Here is a 16797-nt window from a genome sequence, read left to right as displayed (position 1 = left end):
CTCCTTGACGCGAAAGAGAACCGCGAGTGAAAGGCCCGCCGTTCCGACAGGCGTTTGCGCAGGCCTGCTTGAGCGAGTGTAGATGGTGCTGGCGAAGGGATTCGGTATTGAGGTTGCCGCTATACATCTCGCGTAACGGAACTGTCGTTGGGAAAGTCTTCGGTCTTGCCCAGAATCAGCCCTTCATTAAAACGAGTCTCATGGCCGTCTTCTGATGGTTAGGGGCCAAATGCCAGCCGTTGCCCGATATCGCTTGTCGGCCAATACTGTCGATGTTCCCGCAAGGGGCTTGTGAGACTCTGAGGATCCTGTGCAAGCAGCTATCGCAGAGCCAGGCAGGTGATGGGCCATGACACGCCGACCTGCCTGTGAAAGGGCGCCGCAAGGCGCCCTTTGTCATTTCCGGCGCCACTGCACCTTCATCAGATCGCCTTTCAGCGCCAACGCCGGAAGATCAACGACGTGTTGACGCCACCGAAGGCGAAGTTGTTGTTCATCACGTAGTCATGGCTCATCTGCCGGAATTCGCCGCGCAGGTAGTCGAGCTTGCCGCACAGCGGATCGATCTCGTCGAGGTTGAGCGTGTGCACGTACAGGTCGCGGTTGAGCATTTCGATGCTGAACCACGACTCCAGCGCCCCGCAGGCCCCCAGGGTGTGGCCCAGGAAGCTCTTCTGCGAGCTGATCGGCATGCGTTCACCGAACAGGCCGCTGGTGGCCAGGGTCTCGGCGATGTCGCCCTGTTCGGTGGCGGTGCCGTGGCCGTTCACGTAGCCGATGGCGTCCGGCGCAAGGCCGGCGTCCTCCAGCGCCAGTTCCATGGCCCGGCGCATGGTGACCAGCTCGGGACGGGTGGTGTGCTGGCCGTCGGCGTTGCTGCCGAAGCCGACGATCTCGGCGTGGATCCGCGCGCCGCGGGCCAGGGCGTGCTCCAGCTCCTCCAGCACCAGCATTCCGGCGCCTTCGCCGATCACCAGGCCGTCGCGGCCCTTGTCGTAGGGGCGCGGGGAGGTGTGCGGGGCGTCGTTCTTCAGGCTGGTGGCGTACAGGGCGTCGAACACCATGGCTTCGGTCGGGCACAGCTCTTCGGCGCCGCCGGCGAGCATCATCGGCAGACGGCCGAACTTGATCGCCTCGTAGGCGTAGCCGATGCCTTGGCTGCCGCTGGTGCAGGCGCTGGACGTCGGGATCAGGCGCCCGGTGAGGCCGAAGAAGATGCTGATGTTGGCCGCCGTGGTGTGCGGCATCATCCGCACGTAGGAGTTGGCGTTCAGGCCTTCGGCCACCGAGTTGAGCAGCATGTTGCCGAACGCCTTGATCTCGTCGGTGCTGCCGGTGGACGAACCGCAGGCCACGCCCATGCGGCCGTCCCGGATCGAGTCGTCGCCGAGCAGCCCGGCGTCGGCCAGCGCCTGTTCGGCGGCGCCGACGGCGAGGCGCGAAACCCGGCCCATGCTGCGCAGTTGCTTGCGCGTCCAGTGCGCGGGCACGGAAAAGTCATCGATGGGGCCGGCCAGGCGCGTGTTGAGTTCGCTGAACCGGTCCCATTCGTCCATCCGGCGGATGCCGCTGCGGTTGGCGGCGAAGTTGCCGGCGATGGTATCCCAGTCGCTGCCAAGCGAGGTGATGCCGGCCATGCCGGTGACGACGACGCGTTTCATCAGCACAGGCCTCCGTTGACCGCCAGCACCTGGCGGGTGATGTACGACGCTTCCGCCGACATCAGGAAATTCACCGCGCCGGCCACCTCTTCCGGGGTGCCCATGCGTTGCGCCGGGATCATTTTCATAAGTTCCTCCACCGGCACGTTCTCGTCGAGCATCGCCGTGTCGATCAGGCCCGGCGCGACGCAGTTCACTGTGATTTTGCGCTTGGCCAGCTCGATCGCCAACGCCTTTGCCGCGCCGATCACGCCGGCCTTGGAGGCGCTGTAGTTGACCTGGCCGCGGTTGCCGATCAGCCCCGACACCGAGGTGATGCAGACGATCCGACCGGCGGCGCGGCGGCGGATCATCGGCATCGTCAGCGGGTGCAGGACATTGTAGAAACCGTCGAGGTTGGTGCGCAGCACCACGTCCCAGTCGTCCTCGCCCAGGGCCGGAAAGGCGCCGTCACGGGTCAGGCCGGCGTTGAGCACCACGCCGTAGCAGGCGCCGTGGGCTTCGACGTCGGCTTCCAGCACGGCCTTGCAGGCCTCGCGGTCGGCCACGTCGAACTGCAGGATCCGGGCGTTGCGGCCCATCGCTTCGATCTCGGCCTTCACGGCCTGCGCCTCGGCCATGCCGCTGCGGCAATGCAAGACGATGTCATGGCCTGCGCGGGCCAGGCGCAAGGCGATGGCGCGGCCGATGCCACGGCTGGAGCCGGTGACCAGTACGGATTCAGTCATCGTTCGACTCCCTTTTCTGTCCAGAGGTTGTTTGATCGAGGTAAGCGGCCGGCCGCGGCGGGCGGAACACGTTGAGCCGGGCGCTGGCGTGGATGCCGGGGGCATCGATGTGGCATTCGAACACGCCCATGCCGTTGTCGTCCTCCAGCGAGCGGATGCCGTGGACGGTCAGCTCGCTGCCGGCCGGGAACGCCTCGACATTGCACTCGAAGCGGCGGGTGCCGAGCAGGAAGCCCAGCTCCACCGGGTTGCCCTTTTGCCGGGCGTGGCAGCCGGCGAAGGCGGCGACGCTCTGCGCCATCAGTTCGAGGCCGACCCATGCCGGCAGGCTGCCGTCGGGCAGGCTGAACAGGCCGTCGGGGCGGACCGTGAGGCAGGTGCGGATCTGCTCGTCGTCGAAGCCTAGGATCCGGTCGATCAGGATCATGTCGCCGGCGTGGGGCAGCAGTTCGGCGAGCGGCCAGTCGTTCATGGTGCGTCTCCGATAATCAGGCTGACGTTGTTGCCGCCGAAGGCAAACGAGTTGCTCATCAGGTAGCGGGGTGCAATGGACGACAGGCGGTCGTGCGCGGTCACCCAGCGCAGGGCCGGCAACGCCGGATCCGCCTGACCGTCCCAGATGTGCGGCGGCAGGCGCCCTTCGCGGTTCTCGGCCGCCAGGCTCAGCCAGCAGAACGCGGCCTCCAGGGCCCCGGCGGCGCCGAGGGTGTGGCCGGTCATCGGCTTGGTCGAGGAGCACGGCACGCCGTCCGGAAACAGGCCGGCGACGGCCAGGCTTTCCATGGCGTCGTTGTGCTGGGTCGCCGTGCCGTGCAGGTTCAGGTAGCCGATCTGCGAGGCTTGCAGGCCGGCGCGGGCCAAGGCCTTCTGCATCGCTTGCAGCGCGCCGCGGCCGGAGGGCTCCGGTGCGGAGATGTGATGCGCATCGGAACTGGCGCCATCGCCCAGCAACGCGATCGCAGGACCTGCGCCGCGTTCGCGGCTCATCACGAACAGCACCGCCGCCTCGCCGATGTTGATGCCGTCGCGGTTGGCCGAGAACGGATTGCAGCGTTCGTCCGATACCGCTTCCAGCGCCGTGAAGCCGTTGAGGGTCAGCTTGCACAGACTGTCGACGCCGCCGCACAGCACCGCGTCGCACACGCCCAGATCGAGCAGGCGGCGGGCGCTCATCAGCGCGCGGGCGCTGGAGGTGCAGGCGGTGGAAATCACATAGGCCGGGCCGCTCAGTTGCAGCCAGTCGACCAGGAAGTCCGCCGGAGCGCCCAGTTCCTGTTGCCGGTAGTCGTAGTCGGCCGGGAAGCGCTGCTCGCGGAGGTAGCGGGCCAGGCCCTGGCTGGCTTCGTCGATGCCCGAGGTGCTGGTGCCGAGCACCACGCCGACGCGGTCGGGGCCGTAGGTGCGGATCGCCTGTTCGATGTCGTCGCGGATCTGCAGGGCGGCTTCGAGCAGCAGCCGGTTGTTGCGGCTGCCGTGCGCCGTCAGCGCCGGCGGAACGGGGGGCAGGTCGCCGTGGACGCCCGCCACCGGCAGCTCGCGTTCCGGCACCCAGCCGGCCTCGCGGCGCATGCCCGAGCAGTCGCCGGCGAACAGGTTGCGGGCGACTTCAGGCTTGTCGCGGCCCAGGGCGCAGACCACTCCGAGGGCATTGAGGTAGGTGGTCATGGCGTCGGTTCACCGAGCGGGGACACGCGGTAGTGCGGGCCTTGGGGCAGATTCAATTCGAAGCTCAACGGTTGTGCGTAACGGATGTCCCAGCGCGCCGGCAGGGAACGATGCCCGCCGCCCTGTTGCGCGGCGGGGTAATTGTGCGTCAGTTCGGCGGACGGGGTCAGGGCGAACAGCAGCGCGGCGAACAGTTCCCGGGCTTCCGGGTTGGGCGGCAGCAGGCCGTCGGCCTGCCAGCGTCCGTCGACCAGCCGCTGGCGGGCCTGGGGAATGCCCAAGGGATCCATCATCGACCAGCGGATCCCGCCGCCTTCGCGCTGGATCACCAGCAGCCAGTCCTGGCGCTGGCCGGCCAGTTGCCGCTCGATGTGCAGTTGCAGCGGCAAAGGCAGCGTCGGGTCGGCCGCCGGCAGCGGCGCCTGGCTGGCGCAGGCGCCCAGCAAGGCCAGGCCCGCGAGCGCGAACAGGCGCAGCAGCGCGGACACGGCGCGCCAAAGCCCGGCAACGGGGGCGGCCGGCACACGGCCTTCGCGGGCGAGCCCGCGCCCATACGGTACGCACAGCATCAGTCTGCGACCTCCAGCGGTTTGCGGGCGACGACGTTGACCAGGGTTTCCTCACGCTGGCCGAACGGTTTGGGCCGGCGCAGGCCGAAGCGTTCGAGCAGGCCGAAATCCTTCGCCCGGCTCCACCACAGGTACGGGTACGAGACGTTGCGCCCGGTGAACTCGAAGCCCTGCCCGCGGATCATCTCCAGGTACTGCGCCGCGCTCTTCTGCACCTGCATCGGATGGCGGAACAGCCAGCGGATCACCCATGTATCAATGTAGGCCTCGGTGGACTCGGCGAACAGCAGGTGGCCGCCGGGCTTGAGCACCCGGTAGAACTCGGCGAGGGCCTTTTCCTGTTCCACCAGGTGATGGAAGGTCTGGTGGCAGAACAGCAGGTCGACGCTGTTGTCGGCCACCTTGAGGCTGGCGCAGTCGCTGCCGATCAGCTCGACGTCCAGGTTCAGGCTGGCGGCTTCCTCGGCGCTCAGGGCGAGGCTGTGGGGGTCGGCGTCGAGGCCGATCAGGTGCTTCGGCGCGAAGGTCTGGTGCAGGTGACGGAAGGACTTGCCTTGGCCGCAGCCTGCGTCCAGCAGCACCGGGCGCTCCGGCAGCGGCCCGTCGAACAGACCGCGCAGGTCATTGATCGCCACGCGCAGCACATGGTGCTGCCAGGTGTGGCTGCGCAGGAACCAGAAGCCGAAACGGGTCTCCTCGACGTAGCTGTCGCTCAAGTAGTTCATGGGGCGTCCTTTGCGCAGAGTTCGGAAATCGTTTTCAGCCGGCGGCGCGCTTCGCTGACGAACGGGTTGCGCCCGTCCCAGGCGTAGCCGGCGAGGATCGAGCAGATCATCCGGCGGATGTCGGGGGAGGCGTGCTCATGGAAGATCACGTCCTGGAAGGTGCCGGCATACCAGCCTTCGACGTAGGCGCGGAACGTGTCGACGCCGCGTTTGAGGGGGACGGCGAATTCGCTGTGCCAATCGACCGTTTCGCCCTGCAGCTGGCGGTGCAGCAGGCCGGCGGCCATGCTCGCCGAGCGCATTGCGATGGTCACCCCGGAGGAAAACACCGGGTCGAGGAATTCCGCCGCGTTGCCCAGCAGCGCGAAGCCCGGGCCGTGCAGGGCCTTGACGTTGGCCGCGTAGCCGCCGAGGGAACGCGCCGGGGTGTCCCACACGGCATGCGCCAGCACGCCGGCCAGGCTCGGCGTTTGTGCGATGAAGCCGCGCAGGCAGGCGTCGAGGTCGCCCTCGTGCCCCTGGAAGTGTTCGGCACCGGCCACCACGCCCACCGAGCAGCGGCCGTCGCTGAACGGAATGGTCCAGAACCAGACGTCCCGCTGCTGCGGGTGGACGGTGACGAGGATCTTCTCGCGGTCGAAGCCCGGGTGGGCGATGCGGTCTTCGACGTGGGTGAACACCGCCTGGCGCAGCGGGAAGTCCGACGGCGCCTCCAGGTCCAGCAAGCGCGCAAGCACCCGGCCGTAACCGCTGGCGTCGAGCACGAAATCCGTTTCGACGCGGTACTCGCCGCCGTCCTCCCGCTGCACGGTCAGTTGTGGCCGCGGACGGTCGAAGTCGACGCCGGCGATGGTTTCGCCGTAGCGGATCTCCACCCCTTGCAGGGCGGCCTGATCCGCCAGCAGCTTGTCGAAAGCGGCGCGCTGCACCTGGAAGGTGGTCGGTTTGCCGGCGGTGAAGGTGTCGCTGAAGTCGAAGGCGCTGTAACGCTCGCCCCAGGCGAACGCGGCGCCGGTCTTGCGCTGGAACCCGGCGGCGTTGACGGCGTCGAGCATGCCGGCCTCCTCGACGAAGTCCAGGCAATGGCACAGCAGGCTTTCTCCGATGGAGAAACGCGGGAAGTGTTGGCGCTCGATCACCAGCACATCGTGCCCCTGGCGCTTGAGCAGCGCGGCGGCGATGGCGCCGGACGGGCCGGCGCCGATCATGGCCACCTGGCGGGATTCCATTTCAACGGTCGGCACGTGAGCTCCTGGCCGGGGCGGCGGTAGGGTTCGGCGACGCGCGGTGCAGGCCGATGAGGGCCGGCATCAGCGTTGCGAACAGCCCCATCAGCATCAGCGCGAAGTACAGCGCCGGGCTGATCAGGCCTTGTTGAAGCAGCAGGTTGAGAAAGACGATTTCGCTCAGGCCGCGGATGTTCAGCAGCACGCTTTCGCGCCAGCGGCTGGCGCCCGGGAACGAGGCGCCGGCCCAGCCGAGGCCGAGCCAGTTGCCCAGCAGTTTGCTGGCGACCGGTAACAGCAGCAGCGCCGCCCATTGCGCGGCTCCGAGGCTGGCGAGGGCGCTGTGCACGTCGATCTGGACGATGCCGAAGGTGAGGATCAACGGAATGGCGACCCAGGTCTGCAGGCGGTTCATCCAGTGCGCCGGCAGCGGCAGCACCAGCGGTACCTTGAGCGCCGCCATGCACAGCAGGTAGCCGATGCCGAAGATCAGCGCATTGAGCTTGAAGTGTTCGGCCGTCACCAGCAGGCCGAAGAAAGCGAGGCTGTAGGACAGCGGCCGACGCACGCGCAACAGGCGCAGCAGCAACGGCACGCAGGCCAGCCCGAGCGGCAGCAGCAGGCTGCTCAGGTGCAGGCTGCCCTGGGCCAGGCCGAACAGCGTCCAGCAGGCCAGGTCGATCAGGATGGCGGTCTGCACCAGGCGCCGGGTGGCGGCCGGCGGGTAACCGATGTGGCGCAGGTACAGGTACAGCACCGGGATCGCGGTGATGGCGAACACCAGGCCGATGGCCAGCGAGCTGATCCACGGTTGTGCCGGCAGCAGCCAGTGCGCGGTCGCCAGGCCGCAGGCGAACGGCACGGCAAAGCTCGGCGCGGCGATCTTCACGCTCTGGCGGTCCAGGCGCAGGTCGATCACGTCGCTGAGGATGTGCCCCAGCAGCAGGGCGAAACTCAGGCTGTAGAGGTGTTTCAGCCAGTCCGGCGCGATCAGTTGCGCACCGCTCAGGTGCCACTGCGGTTCGATCCAGAAATACATCAGCACCGGCAGGACGAAACTGGCCAGCAGCAACTGGCTGACGATCGGGATCAGGCCCAGGCACCGGCCGGCACGGGTCGCCCCGGCGAACAGCGCCAAGGCCATCAGCCAGAACGCGGCGACCGTCATGCTGCCGGCTCCGCGGCGACGGTCTCATGGGCATGACGGCCGGCCCAGGGGGCGAGCAGGAAGCTGAACGCCAGCCCCAGGCTCACCGACAGGCCGAAGTTGCTCACCGCCGGGGTGCTCGACACCGCCAGCAGGCCGAACGACAGCCAGGTCGTGGCCGCCGCCAGCAGGGTGCCGAGCAGGCTGACGGCGGCGCCGCCGACCTGTTCGCGCATGAGGATCGCGTAATCGACACTGATCGCCGTCACCAGCAACAGGCCGAACAGGCTGAACAGGGTCAAAGGCTGGCCCAGCCAGCCGAGACTGGCCAGGCTGCACAGCGCCGCCAGCAGCGGCAGGGACACGATGCGCAGCGCGCCGCCGAGGCCGAACGGCAGGATCAGCACCAGCACGATCAGCACGCAGGAGGCCAGCTTCAGTTCGGCGGCGCTGATCTGGGTGGCGGCGAACACCTCGTTCAGCTCGCCGAGGCGGTCCACCAACACCACCCCCGGCAAGTCCCGCGCCTGCACCCGCAGCAGCGCCGGGTTGTTCAGGCCTTGCAGGCTGGTCATCGCCGCCACGCCGCCGTTTTCTGTGGGGCCCAGCCACAAGGTGCGGTACGGCTCGCCGAGCGGGCCTGCCAGGGCGGTGTCGATGTCCTCGGCGGGCAGGGCCTGCAACCGGGCCAGTTCGGCGTGCAGCGCTTCGGGCGGCACGCCGAGGTCGATCAGCGGCTGCCAGAACTGCGGCAGCTTGCCCAAGGCTTCGCGCACCCGCTGCTGTTGGTCCGGCGGGCCGAGCAACTGGTCGAGGGCCAGATAGCCCTGCAGCTTGTCGAGGTTGACCAGTTGCTGCAGGCGTTCGCTCAACGCCGCTTGCCGCTCCAGCAGTTCCTGCTGGTTGGCGGCGCGGACCAGGAAGAACTGGCTGGTGGGCTGGAAGCCGGTGATGCGGGCGATGGCCTGGGCTTCGTCGGTCAGTCGTTTCGGTGCGCCGATCCACTGGCGGATGTCGTTGCGGGTGTCCAGCTGCAGCAGGCCTGCGGTGCAGAAGGCGATCAGCAGCGCCAACAGGACGGGAGTCTTGGCGTGCGCCAGCAGACGTTCGCGCAGGGTCACCAGTCGTTCGGCCAGGCGCAGCGGCCATTGCGCCGGCCGCAGCTCGACGTTGTCCAGCAGCGCCGGCAGCAGGCACACCGCCGACAGGTACGCGCCGAGCAGCCCGGCGGCGGAGAACACGGCGATCTGGGTCAGGGCCGGGAACGGCGTCCAGGCCAGGGCCAGGTAGCCGATGGCGCTGGTCACCAGGCTCAGGGTCAGCCCCGGCAGGGTCAGGCGCAGGGCCGGCCAGCTGCGCCAGGGCTTGAGGCTCCAGCCCTTGGACAGGTAATGCAGCGGGTAGTCCACCGCCACGCCGATCAGGCTGGAACCGAGCACCAGGGTCATCACATGCAGGTGGCCGAACAGCGCCACGCAGGCGACCGCGCCGAACAACATGCCCGCCAGCACCGGAACGAACGCCAGCAGCACCCGCCAGCGGCGGAAGGCGAACAGCAGCAGCAACAGGATGCCGAGGGTGGCGCCGCCGCCGACCCAGGTCATCTCCTGCGTGGCTTGCCGCTGGCCGCTGGCGGCGTACAGCAGGCCGCTGGCGGCCAGCAGTTGCACGTCCGCCGTCGCCGCCTGTTCGCGGCTGTGCTGCAGCAATGCGGCGACCTGCGGCGGCAGGTTCATGTCGAACGCGTTGCCGGTGCTGCGGGCGCGCAGCAGCACCCACTGCTTGCCGTCGGCCTCGGCGACCAGCGCCCCGCTGCCGATGTCCAGCTGCACGGTGCCGTGCTTGGGCTGGCTGTTCTGGATGCGCCCGGTCAGGCCCAGCCAGTCGTCCTGGCTGGGCACCAGGCTGAAACCGGCGAAGGGGTCGAACAGCGCCTGTACCCGTTGCTGGATGAACGCATCCGGGTGCTCGGTCAGCAGTTGCCGGTCATCCGCCGACAGCATCGCCAGCCGCCCTTGCAGCAGTTGCGTGCGCAGGGCCGGCAGGTTCGCCTGAAGGTTCCACTGCACCTTGTCGAACAGACCGCTGGCCTGCCAGCGCTCGCCCAGGGCCTGGGCCATGGCGACGGCTTGCCGGCGGTCGGCGTGGCCCACCAGCACCAGGATCTCGCGGTTGAGCGGCTCCTGCATGCGCTGTTCGGCCTTAAGCTCCAGCGCGTCGGGGTGGGTGCCCGGCACCAGCTCCATCAGGTTGGCCGACAGCGGCGCGCCGTTGCGCCATTGCCAGGCGCCCAGGGCGACGACCGCCAGCAGCAGGATCAGGAACAGCCATGGCAGCCGGCGTTCGCCCGGCGTGCGTTCACGGGGCAAAGTCATGGCGCTCCGCGTCGCTCAGCGGTTGGCCGGCGGTGCTGTCCTGCATGCGCAGCACGGTGCTGTCGCCCTGGGTTTCCTGCAGTTCGATGGTCTGCACCAAGGCGCCGCCGCCGATGTCGATCCGGTCGAACACCTGCTTGAGCAGCACCGAACGCGGGGTCAGGGTCAGTTTCCACTGACCGGCGTCGCCGCTCAGGGCCAGTTCGAAATCCCGCTGCAGGCCGCTGCTGTCGCCTTGCAGCACGGCGAGGAACAGTCGGTTCTGTTCGGCGCCGGCGCTCTTGTCCGGCAGCATCTGCCAGCCGCCGGCATCGCGCCGGGCGATGCCTTGGGCGGTGATGCGGTAGTCCTGCTGCAGCGGGGTCTTCAGCAGCCAGAGCAGGCCGTGGTCTTTGGCCAGGACGAAACGGCCCTGGCTGATCAGCGGCTTGGGCAGCGCGCGCAGGTGCTTTTCCTGGATGAACCGGCCATGGATCACGTCAGGCTTGGCCAACTGATCGCGCAGCTGCTCCAGGTCGAAGGCATTGGCCAGCGTCGTCACGGCCAGCAACGCCAAAGCGCCGAGCCATTTGCAGAGAACGGTCATCGCAGCATCCTTTCCACGGCTTGGGTGAAGACTTTCGGTGACGCCAGTTGCATCTCGCGGCTGCCGATCTCCACCGCCACCTGCACCGAGCTTGCGCGGGTCAGGCGCTCGCCGGTGACGGCGTCGGTGATCAGGTAATGGATCTTCAGCCGGTTTTCCCATTCCACCAGGCTGGCGCGCACGTTCAGCCGCTGGCCGAACACCGCGCCGCGCACATAGCGCAACTGCAGGTCGATCACTGGCCAGGCGTAGCCCGAGTCGGACATCTGACTGTAGTTGTGGCCGATCTTGTCCAGCAGCGCGCAGCGCGCCACTTCCAGGTATTTGACGTAATGGCCGTGCCAGACCACGTGCATGGAATCGACGTCGAAGAACGGCACGACCACTTCCGCATCGGCGTGAAGCACCCCGGCGCTACGCATGCAGCCTCCAGCGGCGTTCGCCGATGCGTTGCAGGCACAGGCGCAGTTCGCCTTCCAGGGCGCGGTCTTCGATCACCGGGGCAAAGTCCTCGGCGAGCGCTTCGTGCATCGCGGCCAGCGCCGGCGGCAACGGCCGCGCGTCTTCGGCCCGGCTGCGCAGCCACACGCCCTGCTGGGCGGCGAGCAGCGTGGCGGCGGCCACCTGCTCGGTCAGCTCCAGCACGCGGATCGCATCCCGGGCGGCGATGGTGCCCATGCTCACCTTGTCCTGGTTGTGGCATTCGGTGGAGCGCGAGAACACGCTGGCCGGCATCGTGTTCTTCAAGGCTTCGGCGGTCCAGGCGCTGGCGCCGATCTGCACGGCCTTGAAGCCGTGGTTGAGCATCGCCCGTTCGGCGTCGGCGCCGGACAGGTTGCTTGGCAGGCCGTGGTTGTAGCGCTCGTCCACCAGCAGGGCGAGCTGGCGGTCGAGCAGGTCGGCGACGTTGGCCACAAGGTTTTTCAGGCTGTCCATGGCGAACGCGATGTGGCCGCCGTAGAAGTGCCCGCCGTGCAGCACGCGTTCGGCCTCGGCGTCGATGATCGGGTTGTCGTTGGCGCTGTTGAGTTCGGTCTCGATGAACCCGCGCAGCCAGCCCAGGCTGTCGGCCAGCACGCCGAGCACGTGGGGCGCGCAGCGCAGGGAGTAGCGGTCCTGCAGGCGGTGCAGCGGCGCGGTCGGCGCGTCGATGGCCAGATCCTGGCGCAGCCATGCGGCGACCTGCATCTGCCCCGGATGCGGCTTGGCGGCGAACAGGCGCTCGTCGAAGTGCTCCGGATTGCCTTGCAGCGCCACCACGTTGAGCGCGGTGATGCGGGTGGCCAGCCGCAGCAGGTAATCGGCGCGGGCGAAGGCCAGGCACGCCAGGCCGGTCATCACGGCCGTGCCGTTCATCAGGGCCAGGGCCTCCTTGGGCCGCAGCACCAGCGGCGTCCAGCCCAGTTCGCGGTGCACGTCGGCGGCCTGGCGGCGCTCGCCGCGGAACATCACTTCGCGCTCGCCGGACAGGGTCGCGGCGACGTAGGACAGCGGCGTCAGGTCGCCGCTGGCGCCCACCGAGCCCTCTTCCGGAATCAGCGGCAGGATGTCGTGCTCAAGGAATGCCTGCAGCCGCTCCAGCAGTTCGACCCGCACCCCGGACACGCCGTGGCACAGCGACTGCAGCCGCGCGGCCAGCACCGCACGGGTGGCCTGGGCGTCGAGCAGCTTGCCCAGCCCGCAGCCGTGGAAGGTGAACAGGTGCTGCGGCAGCGCCTCGACGTGGTGCAGCGGCACCGCGACCACGCAGGAGTCGCCGTAGCCGGTGGTCACGCCGTAGATCACGCCTTCCTTGTCCAGCAGCGAGTCGAGGAACTGCGCGCCCTTGGCGATGCGCCGACGGTAGTCGGCGTCGCTCTGCAACTGCGCGGGCGCCCGGCGTTCGGCCAGGGCCAGCACGTCTTCGATGCGCAAGGGGCGTTCGCCGAAGGTTACCGGCTCAGGGGTTGGCGTGGTCATCGGTTTTCCAGAATGGGTAGAAATTGAACCATTGCAGCGGTGCTTCGAGGCAATAGTGACTCAGTCGCCGGGCATAGCGGGATGCCCACTGATGAATGACCTGTTCGCGTTCGCTGCGCTTCCATTCCACGCTGTCGGCGAAGGGTTCGAGGGTCAGGCGGTAGCGGCCGTCGGGCCGCTTCAGGCACATCAGCAGATTGACCGGGCACTTGAGCAGCCCGGCCAGCAGCCACGGTCCCTGGGGGAACGCGGCCGGATGGCCGAGGAAGTCCACGGTCACGCTGCGCCCGCCGTGCAGCGGCACGCGGTCGCCGGCGATCGCCAGCCATTCGCCGCGCTCCAGGCGTTCGTGCAGCTGCAGCATGATCACAGGATCCAGCTCGCTGACCTGGATCAGCCGCAGGTTGGTGGCCCCGGCTTCGCCCAGCAGGCGGTTGAACTGTTCGGCGTGCTTGGTGTGCACCAGCACGTTCATGGTGACCTTCTCGCCGATCTCCGCCAACGCCCGGCACACCTCCAGGTTGCCCAGGTGCGAGCCCACCAGCAGTTGCCCGCGCTTGCCGCGCATCTGGTGGCGCAGCAGCGCCGGGTCGACGATCTCGATCTGTTCGAGGCCGATCTTGCCGTGCCACACGTCGAGCTTGTCGAGCATCGCATCGGCGAACGCCATGAACTGGCTGAACACCCGCCACAGGCCGGGGCGCAGGTCGCTGCGCCCGCTCCAGTCGGCGAGGCGCCGCTGGTACTGCCAGGCGCTCTGCCGGGCGCTGCGGCCGAACAGGAAAAAGTACAGGACGATGCCGTAGAGCAGCGGGCTCAGCAGGCGCCGGCCCAGCACCCGTGCGGCGAAGGCGGTGAATTTCATCAGCAGGAAGCTGCCGCGTTCCTGGCGGTCGGCCCAGTGCTTGTCTTCGGTCTCGGCGCTCATGTCCGCCACCGTCGCCAGAGGATCGCCGGCGCCCGCACGAGCATGCCGAAGAACAGCCGGGTGTGCATGCCCGAGATCAGCAGGTTGTCGTGGAACAGCCGGAAGTGCGACACGCCGTCCAGCGGGTAGTGCACGCGGGTCTGCAGCCAGTGCATCGGCCGGTTGCGCCACGCCAGGCGCACGAGGATGTCCGAATCGAAGTCCATGCGCTTGCCGATCCGCGCCGAGTCGATCACCGCCAGCGTCGGCTCCAGCGGGTACACGCGAAAGCCGCACATCGAATCGCGGATCTTGAGCGACAAGGTGTTGATCCACACCATCGCGTGGGTCAGGTAACGCGCGTACAGGCGCCCCTTGGGCACGCTGGCGTCGTACAGCGGATAGCCGCAGATGACCGCGCCGGGCAGCGCGCGGGAGGCTTCGATGAAGCGGGCGACGTCCTGCAGGTCGTGCTGGCCGTCGGCGTCCACCTGCAAGGCGTGGGTGAAGCCCAGCCGCGCCGCTTCGCGCAGGCCGGTCATCACCGCGCCGCCCTTGCCCTGGTTGGCGGTCAGGCGCACCAGGTGAACCCGTTCGCGCCCGGCCAGTGCGTCGAGCACCTGGGCGCAGGCGCGGTGGCTGGCGTCGTCCACCAGGATGCACGGCAGGCCTTGGGCGAGCAGGGCGTCAACCACCGTGGTGACGGCGGTTTCGTGGTTGTAGACGGGGATCACCGCGCAAGGGTTATGCATGCCGGCCCTCCGCTTGGGAAGGGCGGGGATCCCCCAGCAGGATCCGGCCGCTGGAGCAGGTGGCGGTTTCGTTGCGGTAGGCGAAATACACTTTGCCGCGCTCGGGATCGAAGCGAAGGTGCAACTGGATCTCGTCGCCGGGGCGCACCAGTTGCTGGAACTTGAGCACTTCCATGCCGGCGAACGTTCCGCCGAGGTTCATGCAGTGCCGGGCGAGGTTGAACGCCCATTCCACCTGCACCACGCCGGGCAGCACCGGCGCCTTGGGAAAGTGCCCGCTGAAGTGGGCCAGATCCGGCGGCACCGCCAGTTGCAGGCTCCATTCGCCGTCGCTCTCGAGTTGCTCCAGCACCTCCGGCGCCTTCGGCCGGGGCGCCAGCAGCAATGCGTCGACATCGGCCTGGGGCAGTTTGCCCTGGGTGTTCAGGGGCAATTGCCGCATCAACCGCCAGCGCCGGGGCAGGGCCAGGGCTTCGCAGTGCGGGCTCAGGTGCCGGCGCAGGGTTTCGGTCAGGTGGCGCCGGCCGTGCTCGCGCAGGGTGTGCAATCCCTGCTCGCTGAGCACCAGCAAGGCGCCGAGGGAGGCGCGGTTTTCCTGCACCACGCCCAGTCGCGCCTCGGCGACCCAGTCGTGGGCCGTCAGTGCCTGTTCGAGCATCGGCAGGGAGATGCGCTTCTCCTCCAGTTTCACGATCCGATCCAGCCGGCCCAGCAGCTCGAACCGGCCATCGGCCGCCATGCGGGCGGCGTCGGCGGTGTGCTCGATGTGGCCGGCGGGCAAGTAAGGCGAGGCGATCAGCAGGGCGCCGTCGTTGTCCTGACTCAGCTCGACGCCCTGGAAGGGCTGCCAGAGCGGTTCACCCTGGCGCCAGGCGATGCCGCCGGTCTCGGAGCTGCCGAGGATTTCCGTCGGCCATTGCCCCAGGCGCCGGTGCAGATCCTGCGCGGCGTCCGGCGGCAGCGCGCCGCCGGAGGAAAATACCCGGCGCACGGCGCTCAGGGCCGGCCAGTCGAGGTTGTCGCCCATGCGCTTGAGCAAGGCCGGGCTGGCGACCCAGGCGAAGGACGGGTGTTCGCGGCTGGCGCGTTGCAGGTCTTCGGGGAACGGCAGTTGCCGGCGCACGAACGGGCGCCCGGCGCACAGCGGCCACAGCACGCGGAACAGCAGGCCGTAGATGTGCTGGGTGGCCACGCTGCCGATGATGCACGCCTGGCCCAGATCCGCGCCCCAGAGCTGTTCGAGGGCTTCGACCTCGTTGGCCAGTTGGCGCAGGGTCTTGTCGATGCGCTTGGGTTCGCCGCTGGAGCCGGACGTGCACAGGCTCAGCCGGCACCGGTCGAGGTCGAGCTCGGCGGCGTCCAGGGGCGGAGGGTCGAAATCGTTCAGGTGCGGGTCGCCGGCCTGGTCGGTCAGCCACAGGTCGACGTCGTCCGACCAGCGCTGGCGGGTCTGGGCCTGCAGGTCCGCAGGCAGCAGCACGCCGACGCCTGCGCGCCAGGCGCCGAGCAGCGCCACGGCCAGCTCGGCGGCGTCCTCCAGGTGCACGGCGATCTGCCGCACGCCCCGGGCCTGCAGGCCGGCGGCCAGGCTCAGGGCCTGCCGGCGCAGTTGCGCGTGGTTCAGCGCCGGTGCGCAGGCGACTGCGCGGGCCGGCAGTTCCTTGAGCAACAGTCGCTCAAGTCTTGTCCAGTTCATGTACGGCCTCTTACCCGTTGTCGTATCAGCCATTCAATGGCAAACATCAGGCCGATCAGTCCGTAGGAGATCAGGCCGGTGTACAACATCCACCAATGCAGCGGCGCCCACAGGGTCAGGAGGGCGGCGCACAAACCGTTGCAGAAGAAGAACACGCTCCAGGCCACGGTGACCCGGCGGGTGTAGCGCACCGCGGCGGGCGGCAGGTGCGGTTCACGCAGGCGCGCCAGGCGCTCGGCCATCGGCGGGCCGTACTTCAGGCTCAGGCCGAACAGCGCCAGCATGAAGCCGCTGATCAGCACCGGATACCAGCGCAGCAGGCGCGGGCTGTCGAACACCGCCAGCACCAGGCAGAAGCCGATGGCCGTGGCGGCCATCCACAGGCTGCCGGGCTTGCGCCGACCGGTCAGCGCCCGGGCCAGCCACAGGCCGCCCAGCAGCAGCCCGAACTGCCACGGCGCAAAGTGCTCCATGCCGAAATACACCGCAAAGGGGTACAGCAGACCCGCCAGCAGCAGGCCGAGGCCGATCAGTCGGCTCATGCGGCCGGCTGAACCAGACGGTAGACCGCCTCGACCACGTCGCTGACGGTGCGCACCGACTTGAATTCCTCGGCGGCGATTTTCTTGCCGGTCTGGCGCTTGATGTGATCGATCAGGTCGACGGCGTCGATGCTGTCGATTTCCAGGTCCTGGTACAGGTTCGACTCCAGGCTCACGCGGGCCGGATCCAGTTCGAACAGTTCGACCAGGGCGTCGCGCAGGGTGTTGAAAATGTCGTCACGAGTTTGCATGGTGGGTC

17 protein-coding genes are annotated in these 16797 nt (G+C 68.5%); all 17 read right to left on the bottom strand.

All coding sequences use genetic code 11. The annotated features are described in order from the left end of the window. Positions 1 to 434: 434 nt before the first annotated feature. The 17 genes from CAG33_RS20890 to CAG33_RS20810 all read right to left on the bottom strand — a co-directional run bounded on the left by CAG33_RS20890 (position 435) and on the right by CAG33_RS20810 (position 16789). The gene (locus tag CAG33_RS20890; RefSeq protein ID WP_085585397.1) at positions 435 to 1661 is read right to left on the bottom strand and encodes a beta-ketoacyl-ACP synthase; all 1227 of its coding nucleotides are present in this window, start codon (positions 1659 to 1661) and stop codon (positions 435 to 437) included. After that, positions 1661 to 2389, bottom strand: a complete 729-nt coding sequence (gene fabG, locus CAG33_RS20885; protein ID WP_085640402.1) for a 3-oxoacyl-ACP reductase FabG — start codon at positions 2387 to 2389, stop codon at positions 1661 to 1663. Before fabG ends, CAG33_RS20890 begins: the two co-directional genes overlap by 1 nt. Beyond that, entirely contained in the window at positions 2382 to 2861 is a 480-nt protein-coding gene (locus CAG33_RS20880) for a hotdog family protein (RefSeq protein ID WP_085585394.1), read from the bottom strand. The genes fabG and CAG33_RS20880 overlap by 8 nt, the downstream gene beginning before the upstream one ends. After that, the gene (locus tag CAG33_RS20875) at positions 2858 to 4054 is read right to left on the bottom strand and encodes a beta-ketoacyl-[acyl-carrier-protein] synthase family protein (RefSeq protein ID WP_085640400.1); all 1197 of its coding nucleotides are present in this window, start codon (positions 4052 to 4054) and stop codon (positions 2858 to 2860) included. The genes CAG33_RS20880 and CAG33_RS20875 overlap by 4 nt, the downstream gene beginning before the upstream one ends. Next, positions 4051 to 4533: a hypothetical protein gene (locus tag CAG33_RS20870; RefSeq protein WP_085585501.1), complete on the bottom strand. Its 483-nt coding sequence runs from the start codon at positions 4531 to 4533 to the stop codon at positions 4051 to 4053. The genes CAG33_RS20875 and CAG33_RS20870 overlap by 4 nt, the downstream gene beginning before the upstream one ends. A gap of 89 nt (positions 4534 to 4622) precedes the next feature. Beyond that, a complete protein-coding gene (locus CAG33_RS20865; protein ID WP_085640398.1) occupies positions 4623 to 5348 on the bottom strand; it encodes a class I SAM-dependent methyltransferase in 726 nt (241 codons plus the stop codon). Next, positions 5345 to 6592, bottom strand: a complete 1248-nt coding sequence (locus tag CAG33_RS20860) for an NAD(P)/FAD-dependent oxidoreductase (RefSeq protein ID WP_085640396.1) — start codon at positions 6590 to 6592, stop codon at positions 5345 to 5347. The genes CAG33_RS20865 and CAG33_RS20860 overlap by 4 nt, the downstream gene beginning before the upstream one ends. Then, complete coding sequence (locus tag CAG33_RS20855) at positions 6579 to 7742, bottom strand: sodium:proton antiporter (RefSeq protein WP_085631039.1); 1164 nt, start codon at positions 7740 to 7742, stop codon at positions 6579 to 6581. Before CAG33_RS20855 ends, CAG33_RS20860 begins: the two co-directional genes overlap by 14 nt. Continuing rightward, a complete protein-coding gene (locus CAG33_RS20850; protein ID WP_085640394.1) occupies positions 7739 to 10096 on the bottom strand; it encodes an MMPL family transporter in 2358 nt (785 codons plus the stop codon). Before CAG33_RS20850 ends, CAG33_RS20855 begins: the two co-directional genes overlap by 4 nt. Beyond that, positions 10080 to 10682, bottom strand: a complete 603-nt coding sequence (locus tag CAG33_RS20845) for an outer membrane lipoprotein carrier protein LolA (protein WP_085585382.1) — start codon at positions 10680 to 10682, stop codon at positions 10080 to 10082. Before CAG33_RS20845 ends, CAG33_RS20850 begins: the two co-directional genes overlap by 17 nt. After that, complete coding sequence (locus tag CAG33_RS20840) at positions 10679 to 11104, bottom strand: thioesterase family protein (protein ID WP_085585379.1); 426 nt, start codon at positions 11102 to 11104, stop codon at positions 10679 to 10681. Before CAG33_RS20840 ends, CAG33_RS20845 begins: the two co-directional genes overlap by 4 nt. Beyond that, positions 11097 to 12641: a histidine ammonia-lyase gene (gene hutH / locus CAG33_RS20835; RefSeq protein ID WP_085631032.1), complete on the bottom strand. Its 1545-nt coding sequence runs from the start codon at positions 12639 to 12641 to the stop codon at positions 11097 to 11099. The genes CAG33_RS20840 and hutH overlap by 8 nt, the downstream gene beginning before the upstream one ends. Beyond that, positions 12622 to 13569 (bottom strand): glycosyl transferase, encoded by a 948-nt coding sequence (locus CAG33_RS20830; protein ID WP_085640392.1) that lies wholly within the window; start codon positions 13567 to 13569, stop codon positions 12622 to 12624. The genes hutH and CAG33_RS20830 overlap by 20 nt, the downstream gene beginning before the upstream one ends. Next, positions 13566 to 14300: a glycosyltransferase family 2 protein gene (locus CAG33_RS20825; protein ID WP_085585373.1), complete on the bottom strand. Its 735-nt coding sequence runs from the start codon at positions 14298 to 14300 to the stop codon at positions 13566 to 13568. The genes CAG33_RS20830 and CAG33_RS20825 overlap by 4 nt, the downstream gene beginning before the upstream one ends. Then, positions 14293 to 15996 carry an acyl-CoA synthetase family protein gene (locus tag CAG33_RS20820; protein ID WP_085640390.1) on the bottom strand — a complete coding sequence of 568 codons (1704 nt, stop codon included), beginning with the start codon at positions 15994 to 15996 and terminating at the stop codon, positions 14293 to 14295. Before CAG33_RS20820 ends, CAG33_RS20825 begins: the two co-directional genes overlap by 8 nt. Next, positions 15993 to 16538, bottom strand: coding sequence for a hypothetical protein (locus CAG33_RS20815; protein WP_085585369.1), 546 nt, complete (start codon positions 16536 to 16538; stop codon positions 15993 to 15995). The genes CAG33_RS20820 and CAG33_RS20815 overlap by 4 nt, the downstream gene beginning before the upstream one ends. Beyond that, entirely contained in the window at positions 16535 to 16789 is a 255-nt protein-coding gene (locus CAG33_RS20810; protein ID WP_007947135.1) for an acyl carrier protein, read from the bottom strand. The genes CAG33_RS20815 and CAG33_RS20810 overlap by 4 nt, the downstream gene beginning before the upstream one ends. Positions 16790 to 16797 lie beyond the last annotated feature (8 nt).

Origin of the sequence: Pseudomonas sp. B3(2017) (assembly GCF_002113595.1) — a bacterium.
Lineage (GTDB): Bacteria > Pseudomonadota > Gammaproteobacteria > Pseudomonadales > Pseudomonadaceae > Aquipseudomonas > Aquipseudomonas ekonensis.
Note: the sequence above shows the minus strand (reverse complement) of the source record. Positions and strands in the feature narration are given on the sequence as shown.

What these genes read in the sequence shown, in the direction of transcription:
- CAG33_RS20830 (WP_085640392.1), bottom strand. Translation starts at nt 13,569, where the DNA reads ATGAGCGCCGAGACCGAAGACAAGCACTGGGCCGACCGCCAGGAACGC.
- CAG33_RS20855 (WP_085631039.1), bottom strand. Translation starts at nt 7,742, where the DNA reads ATGACGGTCGCCGCGTTCTGGCTGATGGCCTTGGCGCTGTTCGCCGGG.
- CAG33_RS20815 (WP_085585369.1), bottom strand. Translation starts at nt 16,538, where the DNA reads ATGAGCCGACTGATCGGCCTCGGCCTGCTGCTGGCGGGTCTGCTGTAC.
- hutH (WP_085631032.1), bottom strand. Translation starts at nt 12,641, where the DNA reads ATGACCACGCCAACCCCTGAGCCGGTAACCTTCGGCGAACGCCCCTTG.
- CAG33_RS20845 (WP_085585382.1), bottom strand. Translation starts at nt 10,682, where the DNA reads ATGACCGTTCTCTGCAAATGGCTCGGCGCTTTGGCGTTGCTGGCCGTG.
- CAG33_RS20875 (WP_085640400.1), bottom strand. Translation starts at nt 4,054, where the DNA reads ATGACCACCTACCTCAATGCCCTCGGAGTGGTCTGCGCCCTGGGCCGC.
- CAG33_RS20865 (WP_085640398.1), bottom strand. Translation starts at nt 5,348, where the DNA reads ATGAACTACTTGAGCGACAGCTACGTCGAGGAGACCCGTTTCGGCTTC.
- CAG33_RS20890 (WP_085585397.1), bottom strand. Translation starts at nt 1,661, where the DNA reads ATGAAACGCGTCGTCGTCACCGGCATGGCCGGCATCACCTCGCTTGGC.
- CAG33_RS20820 (WP_085640390.1), bottom strand. Translation starts at nt 15,996, where the DNA reads ATGAACTGGACAAGACTTGAGCGACTGTTGCTCAAGGAACTGCCGGCC.
- CAG33_RS20840 (WP_085585379.1), bottom strand. Translation starts at nt 11,104, where the DNA reads ATGCGTAGCGCCGGGGTGCTTCACGCCGATGCGGAAGTGGTCGTGCCG.
- CAG33_RS20810 (WP_007947135.1), bottom strand. Translation starts at nt 16,789, where the DNA reads ATGCAAACTCGTGACGACATTTTCAACACCCTGCGCGACGCCCTGGTC.
- CAG33_RS20825 (WP_085585373.1), bottom strand. Translation starts at nt 14,300, where the DNA reads ATGCATAACCCTTGCGCGGTGATCCCCGTCTACAACCACGAAACCGCC.
- CAG33_RS20850 (WP_085640394.1), bottom strand. Translation starts at nt 10,096, where the DNA reads ATGACTTTGCCCCGTGAACGCACGCCGGGCGAACGCCGGCTGCCATGG.
- fabG (WP_085640402.1), bottom strand. Translation starts at nt 2,389, where the DNA reads ATGACTGAATCCGTACTGGTCACCGGCTCCAGCCGTGGCATCGGCCGC.
- CAG33_RS20880 (WP_085585394.1), bottom strand. Translation starts at nt 2,861, where the DNA reads ATGAACGACTGGCCGCTCGCCGAACTGCTGCCCCACGCCGGCGACATG.